At 55.1% G+C, this 24,803-nt stretch carries 18 protein-coding genes; 14 read left to right on the plus strand and 4 right to left on the minus strand.

All coding sequences use genetic code 11. The features are described 5' to 3' along the window. Positions 1-251: 251 nt before the first annotated feature. Genes ACE99V_RS14340 through ACE99V_RS14350 form a run of 3 tightly spaced genes read left to right on the plus strand, consistent with a single transcriptional unit; the run spans position 252 to position 3,571 of the window. A complete protein-coding gene (locus tag ACE99V_RS14340) occupies positions 252-1,025 on the plus strand; it encodes a TraR/DksA C4-type zinc finger protein (protein WP_400491859.1) in 774 nt (257 codons plus the stop codon). An 18-nt stretch (positions 1,026-1,043) separates the two neighbouring features. Further along, on the plus strand, positions 1,044-2,162 hold the full coding sequence (locus ACE99V_RS14345) for a mandelate racemase/muconate lactonizing enzyme family protein (RefSeq protein ID WP_400491861.1): 1,119 nt from the start codon (positions 1,044-1,046) through the stop codon (positions 2,160-2,162). Between the two features lie 17 nt (positions 2,163-2,179). Continuing rightward, a complete protein-coding gene (locus tag ACE99V_RS14350) occupies positions 2,180-3,571 on the plus strand; it encodes an MFS transporter (protein WP_400491862.1) in 1,392 nt (463 codons plus the stop codon). 47 nt (positions 3,572-3,618) lie between these two features. Here ACE99V_RS14350 and ACE99V_RS14355 read toward each other — a convergent pair whose 3' ends face one another. From ACE99V_RS14355 to ACE99V_RS14370, 4 genes are all read right to left on the minus strand, one after another. Beyond that, complete coding sequence (locus ACE99V_RS14355) at positions 3,619-4,092, minus strand: NUDIX domain-containing protein (protein WP_400491864.1); 474 nt, start codon at positions 4,090-4,092, stop codon at positions 3,619-3,621. A gap of 3 nt (positions 4,093-4,095) precedes the next feature. Then, positions 4,096-5,010, minus strand: a complete 915-nt coding sequence (locus ACE99V_RS14360; protein ID WP_400491866.1) for an NAD(P)/FAD-dependent oxidoreductase — start codon at positions 5,008-5,010, stop codon at positions 4,096-4,098. 122 nt (positions 5,011-5,132) lie between these two features. Continuing rightward, a complete protein-coding gene (locus tag ACE99V_RS14365) occupies positions 5,133-6,875 on the minus strand; it encodes a SulP family inorganic anion transporter (RefSeq protein WP_400491868.1) in 1,743 nt (580 codons plus the stop codon). 54 nt (positions 6,876-6,929) lie between these two features. Continuing rightward, positions 6,930-9,050, minus strand: a complete 2,121-nt coding sequence (locus tag ACE99V_RS14370; protein WP_400491870.1) for a type IA DNA topoisomerase — start codon at positions 9,048-9,050, stop codon at positions 6,930-6,932. Between the two features lie 271 nt (positions 9,051-9,321). Between ACE99V_RS14370 and ACE99V_RS14375 the strand changes: the two genes are divergently transcribed. The 11 genes from ACE99V_RS14375 to ACE99V_RS14425 all read left to right on the plus strand — a co-directional run bounded on the left by ACE99V_RS14375 (position 9,322) and on the right by ACE99V_RS14425 (position 24,663). Beyond that, positions 9,322-9,921 (plus strand): DUF4912 domain-containing protein, encoded by a 600-nt coding sequence (locus tag ACE99V_RS14375; protein ID WP_400491872.1) that lies wholly within the window; start codon positions 9,322-9,324, stop codon positions 9,919-9,921. 15 nt (positions 9,922-9,936) lie between these two features. Continuing rightward, positions 9,937-12,795, plus strand: coding sequence for a 1,4-alpha-glucan branching protein domain-containing protein (locus ACE99V_RS14380; protein WP_400491874.1), 2,859 nt, complete (start codon positions 9,937-9,939; stop codon positions 12,793-12,795). Beyond that, entirely contained in the window at positions 12,795-15,173 is a 2,379-nt protein-coding gene (locus ACE99V_RS14385; RefSeq protein WP_400491876.1) for a sugar phosphate nucleotidyltransferase, read from the plus strand. Before ACE99V_RS14380 ends, ACE99V_RS14385 begins: the two co-directional genes overlap by 1 nt. A gap of 13 nt (positions 15,174-15,186) precedes the next feature. Continuing rightward, positions 15,187-17,163 carry a glycoside hydrolase family 15 protein gene (locus ACE99V_RS14390; RefSeq protein ID WP_400491878.1) on the plus strand — a complete coding sequence of 659 codons (1,977 nt, stop codon included), beginning with the start codon at positions 15,187-15,189 and terminating at the stop codon, positions 17,161-17,163. Between the two features lie 6 nt (positions 17,164-17,169). Next, positions 17,170-18,594, plus strand: a complete 1,425-nt coding sequence (locus tag ACE99V_RS14395) for a phosphoglucomutase/phosphomannomutase family protein (protein WP_400491879.1) — start codon at positions 17,170-17,172, stop codon at positions 18,592-18,594. Positions 18,595-18,763: 169 nt separating this feature from the next. Further along, positions 18,764-19,402: a serine/threonine protein kinase gene (locus ACE99V_RS14400; RefSeq protein WP_400491881.1), complete on the plus strand. Its 639-nt coding sequence runs from the start codon at positions 18,764-18,766 to the stop codon at positions 19,400-19,402. 73 nt (positions 19,403-19,475) lie between these two features. Continuing rightward, positions 19,476-19,934, plus strand: coding sequence for a signal peptidase II (lspA, locus tag ACE99V_RS14405; RefSeq protein ID WP_400491883.1), 459 nt, complete (start codon positions 19,476-19,478; stop codon positions 19,932-19,934). A 56-nt stretch (positions 19,935-19,990) separates the two neighbouring features. After that, complete coding sequence (locus ACE99V_RS14410; RefSeq protein ID WP_400491885.1) at positions 19,991-20,923, plus strand: RluA family pseudouridine synthase; 933 nt, start codon at positions 19,991-19,993, stop codon at positions 20,921-20,923. Beyond that, positions 20,920-22,257: a TolB-like translocation protein gene (locus ACE99V_RS14415; protein ID WP_400491887.1), complete on the plus strand. Its 1,338-nt coding sequence runs from the start codon at positions 20,920-20,922 to the stop codon at positions 22,255-22,257. The genes ACE99V_RS14410 and ACE99V_RS14415 overlap by 4 nt, the downstream gene beginning before the upstream one ends. 222 nt (positions 22,258-22,479) lie before the next feature. Further along, complete coding sequence (gene pyrR / locus ACE99V_RS14420; protein ID WP_400491889.1) at positions 22,480-23,025, plus strand: bifunctional pyr operon transcriptional regulator/uracil phosphoribosyltransferase PyrR; 546 nt, start codon at positions 22,480-22,482, stop codon at positions 23,023-23,025. Positions 23,026-23,301: 276 nt separating this feature from the next. Beyond that, a complete protein-coding gene (locus ACE99V_RS14425) occupies positions 23,302-24,663 on the plus strand; it encodes a solute carrier family 23 protein (RefSeq protein WP_400491891.1) in 1,362 nt (453 codons plus the stop codon). Positions 24,664-24,803 lie beyond the last annotated feature (140 nt).

Raw genomic sequence — 24,803 nt, forward strand, 5'->3', positions numbered from 1 at the left:
CAGGTACTTCTTTTTTCCGTAGTCGCTGGGGATTTTCCTTTGTTTAAGGACATTATTTCATACACCAGAATTTATAAATTTGGACATCCCATACAGCCGCTAGAAAAGTGTTCGGGGCCCCGCCCGGCGAAGAAAGGGACCCCACTCGGCTCAGCGATAGCTAACGCCGAGTGGGTTGAGGATAGCTAATGCCGGGTGGGTTTTCTTAGCCGTCCTTGAGGGCATACTACAGAAAACAGCGAGCGAAAAGGATGGTGTCTTGCGTGGACAAGGAGAAGATAGCCAAGTTTAAGCAGCGGTTGCAGGAGCAAAAGCGGGAGTTGGAAGAGCGTGTGCAGGCGCACTACGGAATGCGGGAACCAATGGCTAGCTCTCTTCAGGAGTTTAGCATGTATGACAACCACCCGGCCGATATCGGAAGTGAAATGTTCGAACGGGAAAAGGATCTCGCGCTGGACAGTCTGGACAGGGAAACACTGAAGGAGATCGACCAGGCCCTAACTCGAATGGAGGAAGGCACATACGGAATCTGTACCGTTTGCGGCCAACCGATTCCCGACGAGCGGCTGGAATCGCTGCCGCAGGCGCAAACCTGCAAGGAACATGCCCCTGCCCCAATCATCAACCAGTCCCGTCCGATCGAGGAAGAGTTTTTGCAGCCGCCGTTTGGCCGTACTTCCCTGGATGAAAAAGAAGGGCAAAACGGATTTGACGGTGAGGACGCCTGGCAAATCGTGGAGGCGTGGGGCACGTCCAGCACGCCGTTTTCCTTTGTAGACAACGACAAAACAGATTACAAGGAGATGTACATCGAGTCGGATGAACCGGACGGGTTCACCGAAGCCGTTGAACAGATCGGTTATACCGACATCCACGGCTACCACGGACCGGACAGCGTCAAATTCATGCGAAGCGGCACGTATGAAGAGTATATGCGAAAGGGGGAGGGAAAAGGAAACTTTCTCTCGTATGAGGACTATCTGGCGGAGCGGGCGGAACGAGAGGGTCGGAATGATCTTCTGTAGGCGAGGAGGCGTTCACTTTTGCAGATCGAGCGAATCGAAACGTATCCGCTGCTTTATCGGCTGCAGCAGCCCTACGGGGACGCCAACGGCTACAAAAAATACCGCACCTGTTATTTGATTCGCATCATCACGCGCTCCGGGGTGGATGGCTGGGGAGAGATTGTCGACTGGTTGCCGACGCTGCACAAAGGATTTGTAGAGCGAATCGTTCCGTATCTCCTGGGCAAACAGGCAACGGCACACTTGCCCCTGATTGACGTCGTCGGCAAATGGCACCAGCGGGCTGCGGCCGGGGTCAGTATGGCATTGACAGAGATTGTCGCCAAGCGAGCCGGTTTGTCTGTCTGCGAGTTGTGGGGGGGCCTGTTTCACGAAACGATCCCCGTTTACGCATCGTTTCAGTCCTACACCGACCAAGCGGACTGGCAGAGGCGCTCCTTGCAGCGGGTAATGCAGCAGGCGGAAGCGGGTTTTACGCAGATGAAAGTGAAGATCGGCGGGAGAGCGATGCAGGTGGATCAAGCACACATCGAGCTGCTCCGTGCCAGCTTGCCAGCGACCGTTCAGCTTGCTCTTGACGCCAATCAAAGCTACGATCTGTCTGCCGCGCGCAAGTGGGAGAGGGTGTTTTCCCGCTATGAAGACTGGATGTGGCTGGAAGAGCCGATGCCGATGGAGCGGGTGCTGGATTACGAAAAGCTGCGCCAAAGCATTTCGGTTGCGGTCGCCGGCGGAGAAAATCTGGTTCGCTGTGCGCAGTACCTGCCGCTGTTGAAACATGGAGCCGTGGACATCATCCAACCGGATCCGATGCACGCGGAGGGGATGGACGGCTTTCGGGCCAATTTGCAGTTGGCAAGACAATTCGGTTTGCGCGTATCTCCCCACGTGTTTGACGGGTCTTTGGCACGTTTGTACGCGCTGTTTGCCCAGGCTTGCCTGCCGCCATGGAGCAAAATGGACGCGGAACCGGTTGAACCGGTTGAGTGGGATGTGATGGAAAATCCGTTTACACAGCTGTTTGAACTTACCCCCGAAAACGGAAGGGTAAAAATACCGCAGGGTCCGGGAATCGGAGTGGAACCGAATTGGGACATCATCAACGCGACACGCTGGGACGGCAGTTCATACACGTAAGAAGTAAGGAGTAAACGATGGCACAAAACACGAAAAACCTAATTGGATTGACGGGTGTGCCGTTAGTCATGGTGCTCGGCAACTCCATGCTGATACCGGTGCTCCCAACAATGAAAGCAAAAATGGATTTGACGGGGTTCCAAACCAGTTTGCTGATCACTGCCTTTTCCATCGCAGCCGGTATCGTCATTCCTTTGGCGGGGTATTTGTCTGACCGCTTTGGGCGCAAAATCGTCGTGACACTGGCGCTCGGGCTGTACGGAGCAGGGGGATTGCTGGCCGGACTGGCGGCGCTGTGGTGGGACGACCCGTATTTCATGATCATGGCAGGCCGTGTTTTGCAGGGGATCGGAGCAGCCGGAACGGCCCCCATTGCGATGGCACTGGCGGGAGACCTGTTTAACGGGGCGTCGGAAAGCCGGGCGTTGGGATTGATGGAAACGTCCAACGGAATCGGCAAAGTGCTGAGCCCCATTATTGGCTCGCTGTTGGCTTTGATCGCCTGGTACATGGTATTTCTCGCCTTTCCCGTGATATGCGGAGCGGTTCTGCTGCTGTTCCTGTTTCTCGTAAAGGAAAAAAAGCAGAACAAGGAACCAATGCCGGTCAAACAGTACCTTCAATCGATCAAACAGGTATTTAAGCAGCACGGCAAGTGGCTCGTTCCGGCGTTTTTCATCGGCAGCATCTGCTTGTTTACCCTGTTTGGGGTCCTGTTTTACCTGTCCGATCTGCTGGAGGAAAAGTACAAAATCGACGGCGTGGCAAAAGGCGGCGTCCTGGCCATTCCTCTGCTGGCGATGAGCATCACGGCGTACCTCACCGGTATCATTATCAAGAAAAAGCTGAAATTGATGAGATTCTTCGTCATCATCGGCATGTTTCTTCTGGCTGCCTCGTACGTAATCGCCAGTTTTGTGAAGGGGGCGTTTCTCCTCATCGGCATTTTGGTGATAGGAAGCACAGGTACAGGGATGATTCTGCCCTGTCTCAACAGCATGATCATCGGGGCGGTGAAAAAGTCGGAGCGGGGGATGATCACTTCCCTGTACAGCGGTGTCCGCTTCATCGGCGTGGCGGTAGGTCCGCCTGTCTTCACCTGGCTGCTTGATTTTTCCCGCGACGTGATGTTCTACTCCATTGCCGGGTTGTCCGCCTTGTTTGGAGTGATGGCTGTTCTTTTTCTGAGACCCAAGCAGGCTCCTGTGGAGGAAGGCGCCGAGCAGGGAGGGGGCAGCGGACAATCAGCGGAGACGAACGCGTTTCATCAGATTGCCGAAATACTGGGAGTTAAGAGCGAGACCCAGGAAGAGAAACAGCGGGAAAAAGCTGTGGATACCTATGGTTTTGATCCCAACGCTCTGATTGATCGGCTGATGAACGGCAAGAAAAAAAAGGAGAAAAGCTGACAGGGCATCTCACCGCTACGGGTGGATGCCTTTTCGTGGTGTCGGGATTACGGGGTGACAAAGCGGTGGTGACGGAGATGAGCGAGTGTGAGCGGGTACACGTCATCGTACAGGTACCGGCTGAAATGCGGGTTGTCTTTTACGTATTGAGGAATGACGTCAAAAAGCAGCGCTTCTTCCACGTCTGCGCCCGCCGGCTCGGCCACCTGACGATCAACGCGGGCCACATAGATATCTTTCACAATCACGTCGTTTATGACATATTGGCCGATTTGCTCGATGGCCGACAAGGAGTAGCCTGTTTCTTCAAACGTTTCCCGCACCGCTGCCGCCAAACTGGTTTCACCCGGCTCCACTTTTCCGCCAGGGAGCTCGATGCCGCGCTGGCGGTGGCGGGTGAACAGCAATTTTCCTTCCAGAAAGGGAAAGACGAGGACGTGCCGTGCCGTGCGCTGACGAAAAACCTTCGGATCAAAGGTGAGTGTGACGGGCAGGCCGAAATCGTCGAAAAACGAATACATGAACTATGACTCCTTTGCTTGAAGGGATATGTGTTTCACGGCCTTCATTGCCTGACCTGCCGCCAGGGACAAGCTTGCATATGCGGCTCCGTTGGTCACGTCCCCGATGGCGTAGATCCAACCGGAGGCGGTCGCCTGACAAACATCCGTCACGACGTAACCGTCACCATATGTAGCCAAGCCATCCAGCCCCTCACTGTTTCCGCGAACGCCGATACGCGGCAGAACCCAATGAACGGCCAGTGTTGCCGGCGTTTCAGGCAGGCTGGAGCGGAGGACGAGAACGGCTTTGCCGTCTTGTTCTGTACATGCGGCAATTTCTGTCTCAAACAGCACCTGTACGTTGGAACAGGAGTTCAGGCGTTCCACCCATTGCGGCCGGGCACGGAAGCTGTTTCGCCGCACGAGCAGGTAGATGTTGCGAGCATATGGTGCCAGATTGCAGGCGCTCTCAACGGCCCTGTCCCCGCCGCCGACGATGGCGACGTCCTGACCGGAAACGGTCTCTCCCTGAGCCGTGGTGGAAAACCAGGGAACCAACACCTGCCCGCACGATTCAAGTGCCGGAATCGTGTTGGGGCGCACACCGGTGGCGACAATCAGAAAATCCGTCTGGTACGTCGCCTTGTTAGTTTTTACCTGGCGGTTGCGGGCGTCGACCGCCAGCAGTTTTTCCCCCAATCGGATGTCAAAGGAATGCAGGGTCCGGTGTCCCAGCAATTCTTTCAGAAGCGCAGTCCCATTGGGGTAAACGCAAGGAGGAAAATCCCATATTTCATTGTGGATCTGAAGCAGTTGCCCGCCCAGCTGTTGCGACTGTTCCAAGAGGACCGCGGACAGTCCGAGCCGATCGCACCAGATAGCGGCAGACATCCCGGCCATACCGCCCCCGACAATCAGCACCTGTACATGTTCCACATTTGTTTCCCCGCTTCCCAAATCGTTCCTGTATTGTTTGGTAACAGTTTTAGACTACCGTTTCCGGCTGGCAAGTTCAAGTGCGCGCTGTGCAGCTGGAATGAGGAAAAACAACCATTCCGTCAAGACGGAATGGTTGCATCTGCATGCTGTTTTTGTGACAGACGGCTGCACTCCTGGAACGCGTTGTGCTTGCAGCCGATGCACAAGCATGGATCCAACTTGGTCAGTGCGCTGTCAATGGCTTCAGCAGTGTGTTCAAACAGGTTTTCCTGTCCGATTTCCTGCAGCAGTCCCGAGCGTGTCAACAGTTTCCGCGGCTGATCTCTCAGGCCGGAGATCAGTATCTTACCCTGCTTTTTCTGTAGCCTGTTGAAAAAGCTGGAGAGGATGGATTCACCCGTCGTATCGATATAAGGCACCTTTCCCATGCGAAGCAGGACAATCCTGGGTTCTTTGAGGGAGGCCTCGGCTATCGCTTTCTCCAACATCCCGGTTGCCCCAAAAAATAGCGCTCCTTCTAAATTGTATATGGCGATTTGCGGACAGTCATGGTTTTCCGATACCACGTGGGGAACAACGCGTTTGTGCGCATCCGACAAGTCGGGGAGCGCCTTTTCCACATGAATTTCACTCATTTTTTTCGTAAACAGCAGAACGGCTAAAAGCAATCCTACCTCGACTGCCACAGTCAAGTTGACGAACACCGTCAGAAAGAATGTGACCAAGAGCAGGATCGTGTCGGTGGAGCGGGTTTTCAAAATGTGTACAAACTCTTTGCGTTCACTCATGTTCCAGGCCACGAACATCAGGATGGGCGCCATTGCGGCCAGTGGAATGAGAGAGGCGTATGGTGCAAACAAAAGTAAAGTGAGCAGAACGACAAGGCCGTGCACAATGCCGGAGACGGGGGACGTCCCGCCGTTTTTAATATTGGTGGCGGTGCGGGCAATGGCGCCAGTGGCTGGGATTCCGCCGAAAAACGGCGTCACGATGTTGGCGATGCCCTGTCCGATCAACTCCCGGTTGCTGTTGTGTTTTGTGCCGGTCATTTTGTCCGCTACCACCGCTGACAACAGGGATTCGATGCCTCCCAATGCCGCGATAATCAAAGCAGGTTTCCACAGAAGCACGATCTTTTCCCACGTGATCGCCGGGATGTGCAACTCAGGCAGCGAGCTTGGGATCGAACCGAACGTAGAACCGATAGTCGCCACCTGTCCCGAGAACAGATAGGAGGCTGCCAGGCTTGACAAAAGCAGCCCGACAAGGGAACCGGGTATTCTCGGGAAAAAACGGGTAAATAGAAGCAGTACGGCAAAACAAATGAAGGCGGTAATGACACTGTAAGGATTAAACAGAGGGAGGTTGATCGCGATCTCTTTCATATTGGCCAGAAATGACTCATGCTTGGGCAAATTCTCCAACCCCAAAAAGTTGCCCAGCTGTCCGGTAAAGATAATGACGGCAATACCGGCGGTAAACCCTACGGTTACGGGACGGGGAATGTAACGAATCAACGAGCCCAAACGAAAGATTCCCATCAAAAGCAGCATCACTCCGGCCATGAGACCGGCAATCAACAGGTTTTCATAACCGTAGGTCATCACGATGGACAGCAAGATGGGGACAAACGCCCCGGTCGGTCCCCCAATCTGGTATCGAGATCCCCCGAACATCGAGATCAGGATTCCCGCCACGATTGTCGTATAAATGCCGTACTCCGGTTTCACACCCGAGGCAATGGCAAAAGCCATCCCCAAAGGAATGGCAATGATACCGACGATGAATCCGGAAATCAGGTCCTTGCGCAGATGCCCCCAGGAATAATCTCGAAACCTGCTTTGTGAGTTGTCCCTTTTCATGAAGATTCCTTCTTTTTATGAGAATTGTCGATCGCTTTCATTATAATTTTTGTGCTAGGAAAATTTCAATTCAATCCTGCCGTTCTCCAGTGTCAGCTGAGCCTGAAACTTTTTCCCCTGCTTGGACACGAAGCCTTTTATCATGCCGGTCTGTCCCTTGGTAAGCAGGGTTTTGATCTGATTTTCTGTCAACGTCTTGCCGCAGATTACCGGCCAGATGGTGAATGAGCAGCGTTTTGCTTTCTTGTTGCTGCACTCCCAGCTTTTATAGGCCTTGATTACCGATCCGCCGCACAGGGGGCAGCTTCCGATTGCCAGTTCCGTCCTGGCCAATCGCTCCGGCTCTGCTTTTTGCACGTGCTCGACGATCACATGGGTCAGTTTTTTGATGTTTTCCATAAAAGAGCCGGGCGTGTAGGTTCCTTTCTGCACGTCGGCAATCCGTTTTTCCCACTGCCCTGTCAGCTCGGCAGACAGCAGCAGCTGAGGGCCGTTTTTTTCAATTAATCGGATCAGTTCTTTCCCTTTCTGTGTGGGGAGCAACGCCTTGTTTTTCACTTCAATGTAGCCGACCTGTTTCAGCCGTTCGATGATCCCTGCACGAGTGGCAGGTGTACCCAAGCCGTGTTCCTTCATCGCCTGCTTCAATTCGTGGTCTTCCAGCTCTTTTCCTGCGTGCTCCATCGCAGACAGCAGACTGTCTTCCGTATGCGGTTTCGGCGGCTGTGTCTTTCCCTGCTTGCAGAGGGTATCCGCACAGGTTACACGCTGGCCTACCGAAAGCTTGGGAATCGGGTCGTCACTCATCTCTTCGTCGGGATCGCGCTGCTTCTTTCTTTTCCTCGTACCGCTCTCCTGCTGCCAGGGTCCCTGCTCCACCAATCGCCATCCGTGGGAGATCAATTGTTTGGACTTGGACTGAAACGTTTCCTCGGCAACCACTGTCACGACGCTTACCTCCCGATAGACGGCAGGCGGGTAGAACTGGGCGAGAAAGCGGCGGGCGATCAAGTCGTACACCTTTTGCTCCAGATCCTTCAGCTGCTTGGCCGGTTCCGGGGTTGGGATAATCGCGTGGTGATCGCCGATCAGATCGTCCCGGACCACCCGTCTGTTGTTTGCCGTGACGAGAGAGCGGTTTGCCTGTTCAACCAGGGGCGAATAATGTGAATGCCGTCCCAGCTCTGCAAGAATGCTCGGAAGCGTCCGCACCAGATCGGAGGAGAGATAGGGTGAGTCGGTCCGCGGATACGTAATCAGTTTTCGCTCGTACAGCGTTTGGGCAGTTTTCAGCGTCTGCGCTGCGGTAAGATCGAACAGCCGGTTGCAGGTTCGCTGCAGCGAGGTGAGATCAAACAAGAGCGGAGGCCGTTCATTCGTCTCTTTATCTTCATACTGTAGGACAGAGCCGAGCTGCCCCTTCACTTTGCTTTCCAGCCGTTTCGCAGCTGCTTCGTCGTCGAAACGGCTGCCTTCCGGACAAAACCACTTGCCGCGATACCGATTTGCCCCGTCTGAAAATGTTGCATACAGCTCCCAGTACTCGCTGGATTCAAACTGATCAATCTCCTGCTGTCGCTTGACCAGCAGGGCAAGGGTGGGGGTCTGGACACGTCCGATGGAGAGCAGGTCCCCAAATTTGCAGGTGTATCCCCGCGACGCGTTGATCCCCACCAGCCAATCGCCTCGGGACCGACACTCCGCGGCGTAGTACAGGTTGTCGTATTCGCTTGCCGGCTTGAGTGCGGCGAATGCCTCGCGAATGGCTTCCTTGGTCAAGGAGGCTGTCCACAGACGCTTGGTCGGAAGGTGGGCCATCTTCAGGTAGTTGACGATGTAGCGAAAGACGAGCTCGCCTTCCCGCCCGCTGTCGCACGCATTAATCAGTCCGACGCTCTGCTTCATCAACTGTTCCAGCACTTTCAGCTGCTGTCTCGTTTTGAAATTGGCCTTCAGACGGAAGGAGGGGATGATGGGCAGCTGCCCAAGCGACCAACTCTTCCATTTTTTATCGTAGTCTTCCGGGTCGCACAGCTGCACCAGGTGACCGATGGCCCAGGAAAGGTAGTATCGGTCGCTTTCCAGATAGTTTTCACGTTTGCGAAAACCGCCCAGTGCATCGGCGATCGCCCTGGCTGCACTCGGCTTTTCCGCTATGATCAACACTTTTCCCATCCATGTTCCCTTTCTTCTGTATCTTTCAACTGTTTCACAGCGAAACATCCGTTCGCCAGCATATCTGTCATCGTAACGGGTTTCACTTGAATTGGCAAGAGGCCGATCACTCGACAGGCATCGTCGGCGGTGACGAAAAAGAGAGTGATCCTCGACAAAAGAACAAGGGAAGCACCCCCAGCGTTCGACAGTCTTCACTCAAAGCTTTAGCTATACTGAACCTGATCATGGGGAGAACAACTTCAGAGAGAAAAAGAAAGGAGCGCTTGACGTGTTAGAACGAATCCTACAGCTACGCTCACAGTCGATGCCCATCGCACAGATTGCAAAGGAATGCGGTCTTACTGTCGGTCAGGTAAAGTACCAGTTGCGCAAAACCAAGCGTCTTTCGTCAATCGAACGGGAGAACCAAAGCAGAAAGCTGCCCTCGTTTTATGCCAGGGATCGAATGAAGCTGATGGTTCAAGGCCCGTCGGTTCTCTATGTGTACTGGGAAATCACCTGGGCGCGGATGCGCATGGTTGCCTCTTATCTTCAGGCGGATTACCGCCAGATTCAGAAGGGCATCCGCCTCTACGATGTAACAGACCGGCTGTTTGACGGAGCCAATGCCCATCATTACCGCGATGTGACTGTATCGGATGAAGCGAGCTCCTGGTACATTTACGACGTCCAACCGGGCCGTACCTATATTGTCGATTTTGGGTTGTTTCACGATGGGAGATTTTGCCCCATCCTCCGTTCGGAGCCGGCAGCCACACCGCGCAACCAAAGGGCCGGCTGGGGAGAGCCGCTCATCGAACCGGCTGGCGATACGCGATATCCGGCGTGGTTTGAGAACTTTTCATCCTATTCTCTCTATACCAAATGAGATGAGGTGTCCTTCGTGCAGAAAGGCTATCTCTCCCTGGTGCTGCATGCCCATCTGCCTTATGTGCGGCACGAGGATCGAGACGATTACTTGGAAGAGCGCTGGGTGTATGAAGCGATGCTGGAGGCGTACATTCCCCTTCTGCTCGTGTTTGAAAGGCTGAAGCTAGACGGAATCGACTTTCGCATTACGCTGGCCGTTTCCCCGACACTCCTGTCTATGCTGGCAGATCCGTTGATTCAGAACCGCTTCAAAACGCACCTGGCAAAAACCGTGGAACTGGCCGGAAAAGAAGTAAAGCGGACGGCTGGCAAGCCACAGGAACATCGTGTAGCGAGAATGTATCTGGATCGTTTACGCGAAATCGCCTCGTATTTAAGCCGGCTGAACGGCAATCTGGTGCCTGCGCTGCGCCACCTGCAGGAGGGCGGACATGTCGAGTTGATTACCTGCGCGGCGACGCATGCCTTTCTGCCTCTTGTCGAAACGGAAGAAGCGATTCGGGCACAGCTGCTGGTGGGAATGGACACGCACGAACGGATTCTGGGCCAGCGCCCTCTGGGAATCTGGCTGCCGGAATGCGCGTACACCCCGGGTCTGGACCGTTTGTTGAAAGATTGCGGTCTGCGTTACTTTTTCGTCGACAGCCACACCTTTGAACACGCCACACCGGAACCGCGCCGCGGGCTGTACGCACCGCTCTTTACTCCCTATGACGTGGCGGCTTTTGCCAGGGACGCGGAATCTTGCCGACAGGTGTGGAGCTCGGCGGAAGGGTATCCGGGTGATTTCGATTACCGGGAATACTACCGCGACATCGGGTTTGACCTGGAGGAAACATACATATCTCCTTATATCCATCCGTCCGGTATCCGCGTACACACTGGTTTGAAATATCACCGAATCACGGGAAAAGACGTACCCAAAGAGATTTACAACCCCGACCGGGCACGGGAGAAGGCAGCGATCCACGCCGGCCATTTCATGTTCAACCGGGAGCGGCAGGTGGAGCGCGCTGCCGACTGGCTTGATCGCAAGCCGCTGGTCGTGGCCACGTATGACGCAGAGCTGTTCGGTCACTGGTGGTACGAGGGACCGCAGTTCCTTGACTTTCTCCTGCGCAAAGTGACAGGCGACTCCGAGGTGCTCAAGCTGATCACGCCGTCAGAATATTTGGCAGAATTTGAACAAAATGACCGTGCCCGCTTGCCGATGTCCTCGTGGGGGCGGAACGGTTACGCAGAAGTCTGGCTGAACGAGCGGAACGACTGGATCTACCGGCATCTCCATCAGGCGGAGCGGGAGTTGATTGAGGCGGTGGAAATCCTTGACACCGCGGATGACCCGTTGGAAAAAAGAGCGCTTAGGCAGGCTGCACGCGAACTGATGCTGGCGCAGAGCAGCGATTGGGCGTTTATCATGGACAATCAGACAATGGTGGATTACGCCGTCCGAAGAACGCACGACCACCTCGTCCGCTTCCGGGACATCCTCATACGCTTTGAGGCGGGGTCGCTTGAGGAGAACTTTATTTCTGCTCTGGAACGGGCTTATCCCATCTTCCCGGATCTGGATTTGGCGTACTATTTGCCGAAACGGGCGCATAGAGTGAATCTGTCGCGCAATCTCGTTGCTGCCGGTCAGGCAGAATTTCCGCAGTTGCGTGTATTGATGCTGAGTTGGGAGTTTCCTCCCCAGGTGGTGGGAGGATTGTCAAAGGCTGTTTACGATCTCTCCCGACATCTTGTCAGACAGAATGTGGAGGTGCACGTGCTGACCGGATACGCGCACGGTGCCCCAGAGCGGGAGGTGGTGGAAGGCATTCATGTCTACCGTCTATGCACATACCAGCCGGGTAATCAAACCGATTTCCTTGACTGGGTGTTTCAGCTGAACATGGCGATGCTTGACGAGCTGGACCACTTGATGCGGCTGGGATTTGAGCCTGATGTGATTCACGCCCACGACTGGCTGGTCGGATTTGCCGCTATGGAAGCGAAGCGCCGTTACCAGCTGCCGCTGGCTACGACGATCCATGCGTTGGAGCACGGCCGAAATCAAGGGATTCACACGCCTCTGCAGCAGCGGATCCACCAACTGGAAGGAGACCTCATCGCTATGTCCGATCACGTTTTCGTCTGCAGCCGGTATATGGCGGATGAACTCCGGCGGCTGTTCGGATTTCCGGTGGAGCGGACGCTGATTGTTCCCAACGGGATGGAGCTTCCTGACTGGAATACGGCCGAGGAGGAGAAGAACTTGCGAAGGCTGCGAGAGCAGATCGGCGCAGATTCGGGCAGGGTGGTCTTTTTTGTCGGACGCATGGTTCGCGAAAAAGGGGTGCAGCTGCTGCTGGAAGCGGCGCCGCACATTCTCCAACGTCACGGAGATGTCACCTTTGTCCTGGCCGGCAGAGGACCCATGCTGGAGGAGCTTGGCCGTCAGGCGCAGGAACTGGGAATCGCCGACCGAACCCGATTCCTTGGTTTTGTGGACGACGAACGCCGCAATCAGTTGTTCCGTCTCGCTGACGTGGCTGTCTTCCCCAGCTTGTACGAACCATTCGGGATTGTTGCCTTGGAAGCGATGGCCTTCGGCACACCGCTTCTGGTCGCGGATACGGGAGGGCTGCGCGAAATCGTTCGCCACACAGAGAACGGGGCGACGATGTATGCAGGCGACGTGCAATCGCTGATCAACCAGCTGTGCTGGTTGCTGGAACACCCGGAGCAATGCAGGAGCATGGCAGAACGGGCGCGACAGGAGATAGAACAGTACTACAACTGGGCTCATTTGGCGAGTCAATCGATAACCGCCTATCGTTCTTTAGGGCAGCAACGACTTTCCGCTATGAATAAAGGAGGAACTTGGTGATGAAGGCAGTAATCATGGCCGGAGGTAAAGGTACCCGTCTGCGTCCGTTGACAGCGAATACCCCCAAACCGATGGTACCGCTTCTCAATCGACCTTGCATGGAATATACCATTGACCTGTTAAAGCGACACGGTATTACGCAAATTGCCGTTACCCTCCAGTACATGCCGGAGATCATTAAAAACTACTTCGGAGACGGATCCCGCTTCGGTGTCTCCATCACGTACTTTGAAGAAACCACCCCGCTCGGGACAGCGGGAAGCGTGAAAAACTGCAGTGAGTTTCTCGATGAGCCGTTTCTGGTGATCAGCGGGGACACACTGACGGATATCGATTTGTCAAAAGCGATTCAATTCCACCAGGAGAACCGGGCGCTGGCCACGTTGATTTTGACTCAGGTGGAAACGCCGCTGGAATTTGGAGTCGTGTTGACGGACGAGGATGGCCGCATCGTCCGGTTTTTGGAAAAACCGAGCTGGGCGGAGGTCTTTAGCGACACGGTAAGCACCGGTATGTACGTATTTGAACCGGAAGTTCTCTCCTATATCGAAGAGGACAAGGAAACAGATTTCAGCAAGGAAGTATTCCCCGCTTTTCTCGCTGCCGACAAGCCGCTCTACGGCTGCAAGGCTGACGGGTACTGGTCGGATATCGGTTCCCTTGAGGTGTACCGGCAGGCACAGTTCGACATGCTGGACGGACGCGTACAGGTGGAGATCAAGGCTCGGGAGATTGCTCCGCGGATTTTCCTCGAGAATCACGTTCGCATCGACTCTTCGGTGCGGCTGGAGGGTCCCACCTACATTGGAGAGAAGACTCACCTGCAGGCAGGGGTATCTGTCGGTGCCTATTCCGTTCTCGGCAGAAACACTGTCATCTCCAGCGGAACCAGGCTGTCTCAGACGATTTTGTGGGAAAATGCGTTTTTGGCCAAAAAGGTGGAAGCGAATGGCGCAACCGTATGTCGCAGTGTCATCCTTGACGAGAGTGCCATCCTTGATGAAGGAGCGGTCGTCGGCGACCACTGCCGCATCGGGGCCAAGGCGATGTTGAAGGCAGGCGTAAAAATATGGCCGAACAAGGAAATTGAAGAAAACGCCACCGTAAACACGTCGTTAATCTACGGAGCGAAAATGACGAAAAGTCTGTTCAGCAGCCAGGGAATCAAAGGTACGGGCAATGTCGACATCACACCTGAGTTTGTCACCCGATTGGCGGCAGCGTACGCCTACCTGCTGAAACCAGGCAGCAAGATCGCGCTCTCTGCATGTTCCCATCCGTTTGCCCAGCTGCTGAAGCACAGCATCATGACCAGTCTGTGCTCCTCCGGAATCGATACGATTGACTTTGGTATCGGGCTTGCTCCGATTACCCGCTACGGCGTGCGCAGCTTCCAATGCCACGGCGGCATTCATGTCTGCATGAAGGAACCGCCCGAAGACAAACAGATTGTCATCCAGTTTGTCGATCACCTCGGTCTGCCGGTCTCCCGCGACTATGAGCGAAATATCGAAAATGCCTACTGGCAGGAGACGTTTGTGCGCTCACTGACAGATAATCTGGGACAACTCCATGTGGAACATCTGGTAAAGGAAGCGTATCAGCGCGCCCTGCTGAGTCAGGTCGATGCCAATCAGATTCAGCGCAAGCGGTTCAAATTGTTGATCGAGTGCGAACAGCGGTTTTTCCCGACGTTTTTGGCGCCGCTGTTTCACGCGCTGGGGGTGAGCGTTCAGTACGGAGCCATGCACGAAGGAGTTTTCAGGCAGCGTTCCGATCTGGGCATCCAGTTGGACAAAAACGGGGAGCAGTTCTATCTGTTCTCCGATAGCGGGGAGAGGCTGACGAACGAGCAGCTGCTGGCCCTACAGCTTATGGCCTGGAGAGGCAAAAGGCGGAGGATCGGACTCCCGGTGAGCGCTCCCATAGAGCTGGAGCATTTGGCCCGACTGCTGCAGATGGAGGTCGTGCGTACCAAGGTATCCCAGCGGGCGATGATGGAAGCGGCAGTGGACGAGCGATTCCATCCCTTGTTTGATGCCGTTCACAGCCTGGTGAGCATCCTGGCCTATCTGGCTGGTGAAGAAAAGCCGCTCAGTCAGGTATTGCAGCAGCTGCCGAACTGCCACATGGAGAAAAAGACCGTGTTCTGTCCATGGTCTTCGAAGGGAAAAGTAATGCGCAAGGTGTTGGAGGAGAGCAAAGGGAAGTCGCTTGAGCTGGTTGAAGGCATCAAGGTGTACGACTCAAACGGATGGGTGCTGATTTTGCCGGATACAGAAGACTCCCATGTCAAAATCATCTCACAGGGGTCAACTGCAGAGACGGCAGCGACACTTGCCTCTTCCTACGCGCAGCGGATAACGGAGTTTCAATAGAGGGGGTGAGGACATGCCGAGACCTCTCGTCGTAGGCAACGGAAAGCTGCTGATCAATTTTGACGACAAGCTGCATATGCGCGATCTCTACTATCCCTATGTCGGACAGCTCAACCACGTGGGCGGTCACTTCAGTAAAATGGGGGTCTGGGTACAAGGCAGATTCTCGTGGCTGGATGAAGACGGATGGACACGCAAGCTGGGATATAGGAAGGAATCGCTGGTCACCGATGTCGTTGCTCGCCACGAGCATCTGGGTCTAAGCCTGCACATGGAGGACGGCGTACACCAACGCGACACGATCTATCTGAAAAGAGTCCGTGTGAAAAACGAGTATTCCGAACGACGCGAGGTGCGGTTGTTTTTTAACCATGATTTAAGCTTGAATGAAACCGAGGTGGGGGATACGGCCGTGTACGATCCCCTGCTTCACGCGGTTTACCATTACAAGCGCAACGTTTACGTCATGGTAAACGGGAAGACCAACGAGGAGGGCATATTCCAGTACAGCGTGGGGATCAAGCGCTTCAACTACGCGGAAGGAACCTGGCGAGACGCGGAGGATGGCCTTTTGGAAGGAAACCCGATTGCCCAAGGGTCCGTGGACAGCACGATCTCCTTTAGGCTCATGCTTGAGCCCCAGGAAGAGAAATCGCTGTTTTACTGGATGTGTGTAGGGGCCTCCTTCCCGGCCGTAAAGGAATTGAACCGGTACGTGCTGGATAACGGCCCCGACCGGCTGCTGACGCGTATCGGCGTCTATTGGCAGCGCTGGGTCAACAAGGAGGAGCGGGACTTTGCGGACCTGCCGTCCGATATTGTTGCCCTGTTCAAACAAAGCCTGCTGGTCGTCAGCTCGCAGATCGACCACAACGGAGCGATTATTGCGGCCAACGACTCTGACATCCTGCAGTTCAACCGGGATCATTACAGCTACATGTGGCCCCGCGACGGCGCCCTGACCGCCTATGCCATGAGCACGGCGGGGTATTACGGTGCGGTTCAGCCATTTTACCAGTTCTGCCGCGACGCCTTGACGGATGAAGGATATCTGCTTCACAAGTACAATCCGGACGGCTCTGTAGGCTCCAGCTGGCACCCGTTCATTCAGGACGGAGAGGCCCAGCTGCCGATTCAGGAGGACGAGACCGCGCTGGTCCTGTACGCCTTGTGGGAACATTACAAGAACAGCAAGCAGATCGAATTTTGTCAGTCTCTCTATCCGTCTCTCATCCGTCCGGCAGCCCGTTTTTTGCTTGGCTATGTGCACCCGGATCTTCATCTGCCAAAGCCAAGCTACGATTTGTGGGAAGAGCGGCGCGGAATTTTTACCTTTACGTGCGCCACGGTGTTCGCCGGTTTGAAGGCGGCTGCCAGCTTCGCCAAGCTGTTCGGTGACGATCATCGTTTTTCGCGGTACAACGACGCTGCGGAACGGATCAAGAGCGCGATGCTGAAGCATCTGTACGACCCCGCCATCGGGAGATTCCTGCGCGGCATTTATCTTGACGGGGACGGACACATCCACAAGGACCAAACGGTGGAAAGCAGTTTGTTCGGATTGTTTTCCTTCGGCGTTTTGCCCGTCGACGATCCTCGTGTAGCAAACACCATGGAAGCGGTCAAGCGCAGCCTGCAGGTGCAGACTCCCGTTGGCGGCATTGCCCGGTACCAGGGGGACCACTATTTCCGCAAAGCGAACGACATAGGCAAAATCCCAGGCAACCCGTGGATCATCTGTACGCTTTGGATAGCCGAGTGGGAAATTGCAAAGGCAAAGGAGCCGGGGGAGCTGGCGGAACCGCGGGAATGGCTGGCTTGGGTGGTGCGTCATGCGCTTGAGAGCGGGGTCCTGCCCGAACAGGTGGATCCCTTTTCCGGCGGTCCCGTATCCGTTGCCCCGTTGACCTGGTCTCACTCCACTTTTGTTTTGACGGTGCTAAAATACCTGGAAAAAGTACGGTTGCTACAGCAGGATATAAAGAGGTGAAATGACGTGAGAAAAATAGCTTTTGGCACCGACGGCTGGCGTGCTGTGATGGCCGACCAGTTTACGGTGGAAAACGTGCGCATCGTGGCGCAGGCGATTGCCAGCTACACGTTGGAACAGCAGCAGCAGGAACAGGGCATTATCGTCGGGCACGACACCCGTTTTTTGGGACGCATGTTTGCGCAGGAAGTGGTAAGCGTCCTCGCTGCCAACAGGATCCGCGCCTATCTGGTGAACGAAGCCACGCCAACCCCGGTGGCTGCCTTTGGCGTAAAGCACTTTGCCGCGAGCGGCGCGGTGATGATAACCGCCAGTCACAATCCCCCCGAATACAACGGGATCAAATACATTCCGGATTACGCCGGACCCGCAACGCCGGAGATTACCGCCCGACTGGAAGAGTTGATCGCTCTGGTACAGGCGTCTGGAGATGTGCGGACGATGCCGCTTGATGAGGCGGCCAGCCGCAAAATCATGCAGTACATATTTCTGCGCCCGCACTATGAGGCGCACGTACGGAGAATGGTCAACTTCGACGTGCTGAAGCGGTCGGATTTGCGAGTGGTGGTCGATCCCATGCACGGGGCCGGCATCGGCTATGTCTCCAGTCTGCTGAGTGAGGCAGGTGTCAGCGTCAGCACCATCCGCGACTACGAAGATCCTTTGTTCGGGGGAGATTTGCCGGAGCCAAACGACCAGCATCTGTCCGAATTGAAGGCGAAAGTCGTCAAAAGCAAAGCGTCTCTAGGACTGGCCAATGACGGAGACGCCGACCGCTTTGGAGCCGTAGACCGATTCGGCCGGTACATCAGCCCCAATCACGTCCTGGTTTTGCTGGCGCGCCACCTGGTGAAAAACCGCGGACTAGAGGGAAGGATCGTGCGTACAGTAGCGACGACCCACATGCTGGACCGCATCGCCGAACGGTTTGGTCTGGAATTGACGGAAACACCCGTCGGCTTTAAATACATCGGTGCGGAGATGCTTAAAGGAGACGTACTGATTGGCGGAGAGGAAAGCGGCGGTGCCAGCATTCTCGGTCACATTCCTGAGAAAGACGGCATCCTGATCAACCTGCTGCTTGCGGAAATGTGCGCGTGGGAGCAAAAAGGGATCGATCAAATTCTGCCGGAAGCGCTGGATGAGTTCGGGGAGCTGTTTCACACCCGTCTGGACATCCGCTTCCCCGAAAAGGATCGCTGGATGGAGCAGCTGCTGGCAGAACCGCCCGCTCAAATCGGATCGTTTCCGGTGGAGGCTGTCGGTCGGAAAGACGGGATCAAACTGCTCTTGAAGGACGGTCACTGGGTGTTGATTCGTCCGTCGGGCACCGAGCCGCTCTTGCGAATATACTGCGAAGCGACGGCTGCGGCTGCGCTCGAAAAAATCAAGGAAGCGATTCGCGACTGGTTTATCGAGATCAATGTGTGACAATTAGCCGACCGGGATTGAACCGGTCGGCTGTTTATTCGTACAAGAGAGGTTGCAGACGGGGTCCGCAGATATTACTCGCATCGTTTGGAAATAACTGAAAAAGAGACATACGTATTTCCTTTTGTTAGAATGGAGAGAAAGTCTTTCTGAAGAGAGAAGATGAACGATGCGCATCCGAGATGATATCATGCAGTCCTTTTTGCATGAGGTAAAGATTGAGAGCATGTCTCCTGACGATCCGGTTGTCGTCCATGTAACTCCGGAACCATGGGAGCTTGTAGGCACGGGAAATTACGCTGCCGTCTTCGGTCATCCCGATTATCCCGATGTCGTGGTCAAGCTCTATGCTCCGGGTCGTCCGGGCTGGGAACAGGAAGTGGAAGTGTATCAAAAACTGGGTGAGACACGGTACTTTCCGGTCTGCTACCAGACTGGCCCGCGATACCTCGTGATCAAGCGGATGCGCGGCATTCCTCTGTTTGATTGCGTCCGGTACGGCATTCCCATTCCCCCCGAAGTGATTGAGGATGTGGAAGCAGCCTTGAAGGAGGCGCGGGCAAAAGGGTTGTTCCCGCATGATGTACATGGAAAGAACGTGCTGATGTATCAGGGGCGGGGATACCTGATCGATGTGTCCGACTATTACAAGGATATTCCCGATACCAAGTGGCGTGATTTGCGGAGGGCGTACTACCGGTTTTACCTTCCCTTCCTCAAGGACCGCGGGTGGAAGGTGCCCTTGTGGGTATTGAATGGCGTGCGAAAAGGATACCGGTACTATAAAAAGCTGAAGCGATTGTTTTGATCCTGAAGAGGGACTGTGGTAATATTTTGATTTGGTGTTTGATTTGCGTCGCTGGAAAGAGGAGGAAACCCGATTGATTTACTATGTAATCGCCTTGGCTCTCGTCGCACTGGATCAGTGGACCAAATATCTGGTCGTAAAACATATGGAGCTGGCAGAGTCCATCCCGCTCATCCCCGGAGTGTTTCATCTGACGTCCCATCGCAACATGGGAGCGGCGTTCGGCATTTTGCAAAATCAGCGTTGGCTGTTCGTCCTGATCACTGTTGCGGTGGTGGTGGGCATTGTCATTTCCCTGATGCGAATCGGCAAAACCCAGCCGCGTGTTTCACTGGCGCTTTCGCTGGTATTGGGGGGGGCAGTCGGCAACTTTATCGATCGTCTGCTGACCGGAAAAGTGGTCGACTTCCTCGACTTTACCTTGATCAACTTTCCGATCTTCAACGTGGCGGACGTTGCCATCACCGTAGGTGTAGCCCTGCTGCTCCTTGATATTGCCCTGGAGGGAAAGCGAAAGCCTATAGGTCGTTAATGGAATGACCGAGTCCTGACCATACTAGCCATACTAAGTGATATGAGGAGTACCCGATGAACGATACACAGCTGTTTGAACGTTACGATTGGATCGTGGAGACCCCGGATGCAGGAGAGAGGATTGACAAGTTTATCACCCTGCAAAATGAAGACTGGTCCCGTTCCCAGGTGCAAACCTGGATAAAGGAAGGTCGGGTGACCGTCAACGGGGACGCTGTCAAAAACAACTACAAGGTGGCGTCTGATGACGAGATCACACTGCGCGTGCCGCCGCCAAAAGAAATGCAGATCAAGCCGGAACCGATGCCGCTTCATATCGTGTATGAGGATGCGGACGTGGTGGTCGTCAACAAGCCGCGCGGGTTGGTCGTGCATCCGGCTCCCGGTCATTACAGCGGCACGCTGGTGAACGGACTGCTCGCCCACTGCAAGGACCTGTCCGGCATCAACGGTGTGTTGCGGCCGGGCATTGTTCATCGGATCGACAAGGACACTTCCGGTCTCTTGATGGTGGCGAAGAACGACAAGGCTCACCTGAGCTTGGCACAGCAGCTGAAGGATCATACCGTCGATCGGAAGTACGTGGCCATCGTGCACGGCGTGATCCCGCATGAGATGGGAACGGTCGACGCTCCGATCGGCCGCGATCCGAAAAACCGTCAGCAGATGGCTGTGGTGTTTGAAAACAGCAAACCGGCAGTGACCCATTTTATCGTGTTGGAACGGTTCAAGGAGTACACGCTGGTGGAATTAAAACTGGAAACAGGCCGCACTCATCAAATCCGCGTTCACATGAAGTACATCGGATATCCGTTGGCGGGCGATCCGAAATACGGTCCGAAGAATACCTTGGAGCTGAACGGGCAGGCGCTGCATGCCAAGACGCTCGGCTTCACTCATCCGAGAACGGGCGAGCGCCTTGTATTTGAAGCTCCGTTGCCGCAGGAGATGCTTGACGTGCTTCACGTGCTGCGGATGATGGAATGATGCGGGCAAAGAGTTTGCGACTCATCGGCGTCGTCGCGCTTGCTTTGCTTTGGGGACATCCGGGCGGGACGGTTCTCGCTTCGGAACAATCAGAGGCACCGCAGCGTGTCCATGCGGCCCCGTTCCCGGCACAGATTGCCTTTACAAACAACCACCACCTGTGGATCGTGGATGGAAGGAAACCGCATGCTGCTCCCCGGCAGTTGACCAGGCAGGGTTCCGTGGAAATCGTCGGCTGGTCGCACGATGGAGAGTGGCTGTTGTACCTGCATCACAGCACGGTGGAAGCCTACCAATCGCCCGGCTATTTATGGGCGGTGAAGGCGGACGGCACGGGAGCGTTTCAGGTTGACAGCCGTCCCATACAGGATTTGCCCGTATGGTCGCCAAACACTTTGCAAGTTGCCTATCGGGTGCAGGGAGAAGGCCCTGCGGATGCAGCGAAGTACACTTTTCGCGTGGTTGAAATCGCACCGGGTAAAGCGACAGAAGTCTTGACCATTTCGAATGAACCGATTGGTTTTAGCTGGATGCCCGACGGGAAAAGTCTGCTGATCTCCACGCCTGCGGCACGAAATCGGCCAATGCGGCTGGAGCAGGTGGACCTGGAAGGCAAGCGCTTGGCAGCATATCCGCTGGGCGATCCGCCAAAGGTTGAAGAAGGCATATACGGCTGGGCTGCAGACGGCCTGAAGCTGTCGCCCGACGGCCGGTACGTGGCTTACTACGTGTTGACGAACGCCGCGTCGCTGAATGCCGACGGTGTGGCGATCCAGCTGTTCAAACTGGATCCTGCCGCCAAACCGATTGACATAGGTGTAGGACTTGCCTATCCCGAATGGCTGGCATGGTCGCCGGACAGCAGGCAGCTCGCCTATATTTCCGGCGGGGGCAGGGAGGCTATGGCCAACAAACAGCTGAAGGTGGCTGTCATCGAAGGAAAAGTGACCGCTATTGGCCAGCCGGGAATGGTCGATTCCCTGCCGATCTGGCAGAGCGAAAATGCCCTCTATTTCGCCCGTGGCACCGCAACGGAATACAACTACCAGCCGCAAAAGCCGATGGTGCCCGGCCAGCGAATCTGGATGCGCACGTCTGAACGGGAACAAGTGGTAACGGAAGGCTCCAGCCAAACTGCCGACACCTATCCGAATCCTTCCCCGGACGGAAAAGCGCTGCTCTTTTTGCGCTTGGACCGGGCCGAGCACGGTTCACTCTTTGTAAAAACAACACAGGCCGGCGAGGAAGCGGAAGTGCTTTGCCATGTCACGGGCGGTATCGGGTATTACGGCAACTATTTGCCTGCGTGGATCCAAGTGTACTGGACAAGGTGAAAGTTGCAGTTGACACCGTTGCTTCATCGTGGCATAATCCTTATCAGATGAATGAGAACCTTTAAATCCAGTCCAGAGAGGCTGGCAAGGGCACGGAACTCAATAGTGAGGGGCAGACAATCAGTCTGATGCGTCTGCAGGCTTTTCACGGTTGAAGAACAGTGGCTTCTTGTCGGTTGGACAAGGAGCCTTACCTTTTTTCAGGGTGGTGAACTTACGAGCGTGATCGAAAAAAGTGTCATTATGGACGAAGCTGCGATACGACGTGCCCTAACCCGTATCGCCCACGAAATCATCGAGAAGAACAAAGGCGTGGAGAACTGTATCGTAGTCGGAATCAAAACCCGCGGCGTTTACCTCGCGGAGCGGCTGGTTGAGCGCATTGAACAGATTGAACAAGTGAAACTGCCCGCTGGCGAACTGGACATCACCTTCTACCGGGACGACCTGAAGCACAAGGCGGAGGACGCCGTGGTGCAGGGAGCGCAGCTGCCTGACGACATCACCGGCAAGACGGTGATTCTGGTGGACGACGTTCTCTACACGGGTCGGACGGTGCGAGCCGCCCTGGATGCGCTGATCGATCACGGCAGACCGATGATGATTCAACTGGCGGTACTGGTAGACCGCGGACATCGCGAACTGCCGATCCGACCTGATTACGTCGGCAAAAACGTACCTACCTCCCGCAACGAAATTGTGGCGGTTGAGCTGGTGGACGTGGACGGAGTCGATCAGGTGACGATCAGACAGATGACCGATTCATAACGATAACAACAGGGCAAACAGGGCGGAGAAGTTCGAGGCGTGGAAGTCGCGAGTAGCGGAGCGTAGTCAACCTACGTGAGCAACGGAGCGGCGACACAACGAAGAAATTCGACCACCATGTTTGTCCTGAAGATCCCTTTTAATCGTGATCCCGTGAGGTCACCAAGGGGAGCCATCTTCTTCCTGCAGAAGGAGTATGCCTCTTTGTGTCCTCACAAAGAGGTTTTTTTTTTCGCAAACATCCACGCAAACAAAAAAGAAAGCAGGGGGAACCCAATGAGTCAAAAAAAATTTGTAGATGTGCATGAAACACCTTCACTCGCCCGGCTGCTGCCGCTCAGCATCCAGCACCTGTTTGCGATGTTCGGCGCGACGGTCCTGGTGCCGATCCTGACCGGCCTCGATCCGGCGACAGCGCTCTTTTCCAGCGGGTTAGGCACGCTGATCTTCCTCGCGATCACAAAAGGGAAAATTCCCAACTATCTGGGATCGTCCTTTGCCTTCATCGGCCCGATTATTACGGTAAGCGCAGCCTACGGGGTAGGAACCGCGCTCCTGGGCTGCTTTCTCTCCGGTCTGGTCTACATCATTGTCGCGGCGATCGTGAAAAAAGCCGGGGTAACTTGGCTGGATCGCGTACTGCCGCCTGTAGTGATTGCCTCTGTGATCGTGGTCATCGGCTTGAGTCTGGCAGGAGTCGCTGTCGACATGGCAACCAAGGTAACGGTTGAAGGCAAGTCGGAAATCTCGCTTGCCTCCATCGAACTCTCGCTTGTCACGATGGTGGTAACGGTTCTGGCTGCCGTCATGCTGCGCGGATTCTTTGCACTCATTCCCATCCTCATCGGAATTGCCACCGGTTATGTATATACGCTGCTTCGCCATCCTGAACTAATCGACCTGAAAAAGGTGGCGGATGCACCCTGGATCATCGGTTTGGGCGACATGTTCACCCAGCACTTCAAGGTGAATGAAGTGGCTGCCGCCATCAGCAGCCCGTCTGCATGGGTGGCTGCCCTGATCATCGCACCGGTTGCTTTCGTGACATTGGCAGAGCACCTGGGTCACCTGCTGGTGACGAGCAAAGTAATGGACCGCGACCTGATGAAAGATCCCGGTCTGCACCGCAGCCTGCTCGGGGACGGTATCGCCACCGCGCTGGCGGGGTTGATCGGCGGTCCTCCGGCGACGACATACGGTGAGAACATCGGCGTCCTGGCCATCACTCGTGTGTTCAGCCGCGCCGTAATCGGTCTCGCAGCCGTGATGGCGATTCTCTTCGCCTTCGTCGGCAAAATCAGCGCGCTGTTGATGACCATTCCGGTCCCCGTGCTGGGCGGTGTCTCCATCATCCTGTTCGGAATTATCGCAGCGCAGGGTCTGCGCATGTACGTGGAAAACAAGGTGGACTTCTCCAACAAACGAAACATGATCATCGCAGCGGCGATCCTGGTCACCGGGATTGGCGGTTACAAAATCAGCTTCGCCGGAGTCACCTTCTGGCAATCCTTCCTGACCAACCTGACCATTGACAACATCGCCTTCTCCACCTTCCTCGGCATCCTGCTGCACGTCGTTCTGCCAGGAAAGGAATCGGCGATGGGAGAAGCGCACAAGGAACAAAAACAAATCGCATAATCGTTCCAAACGTCCTTTAAATCGGTCCCGTGAGGCTGGCAAGGAATGTAGGGAGTTTTCGTCCTGCAAAGGGAAGCTGTCGTGTAGCTTCTTGCCTGCCAGCCTGTGCACACGGGTTTTGATAGGCAAGAAGCTTTTTT

The organism is Brevibacillus soli, from assembly GCF_044759095.2.
Classification (GTDB): domain Bacteria; phylum Bacillota; class Bacilli; order Brevibacillales; family Brevibacillaceae; genus JBIYSM02.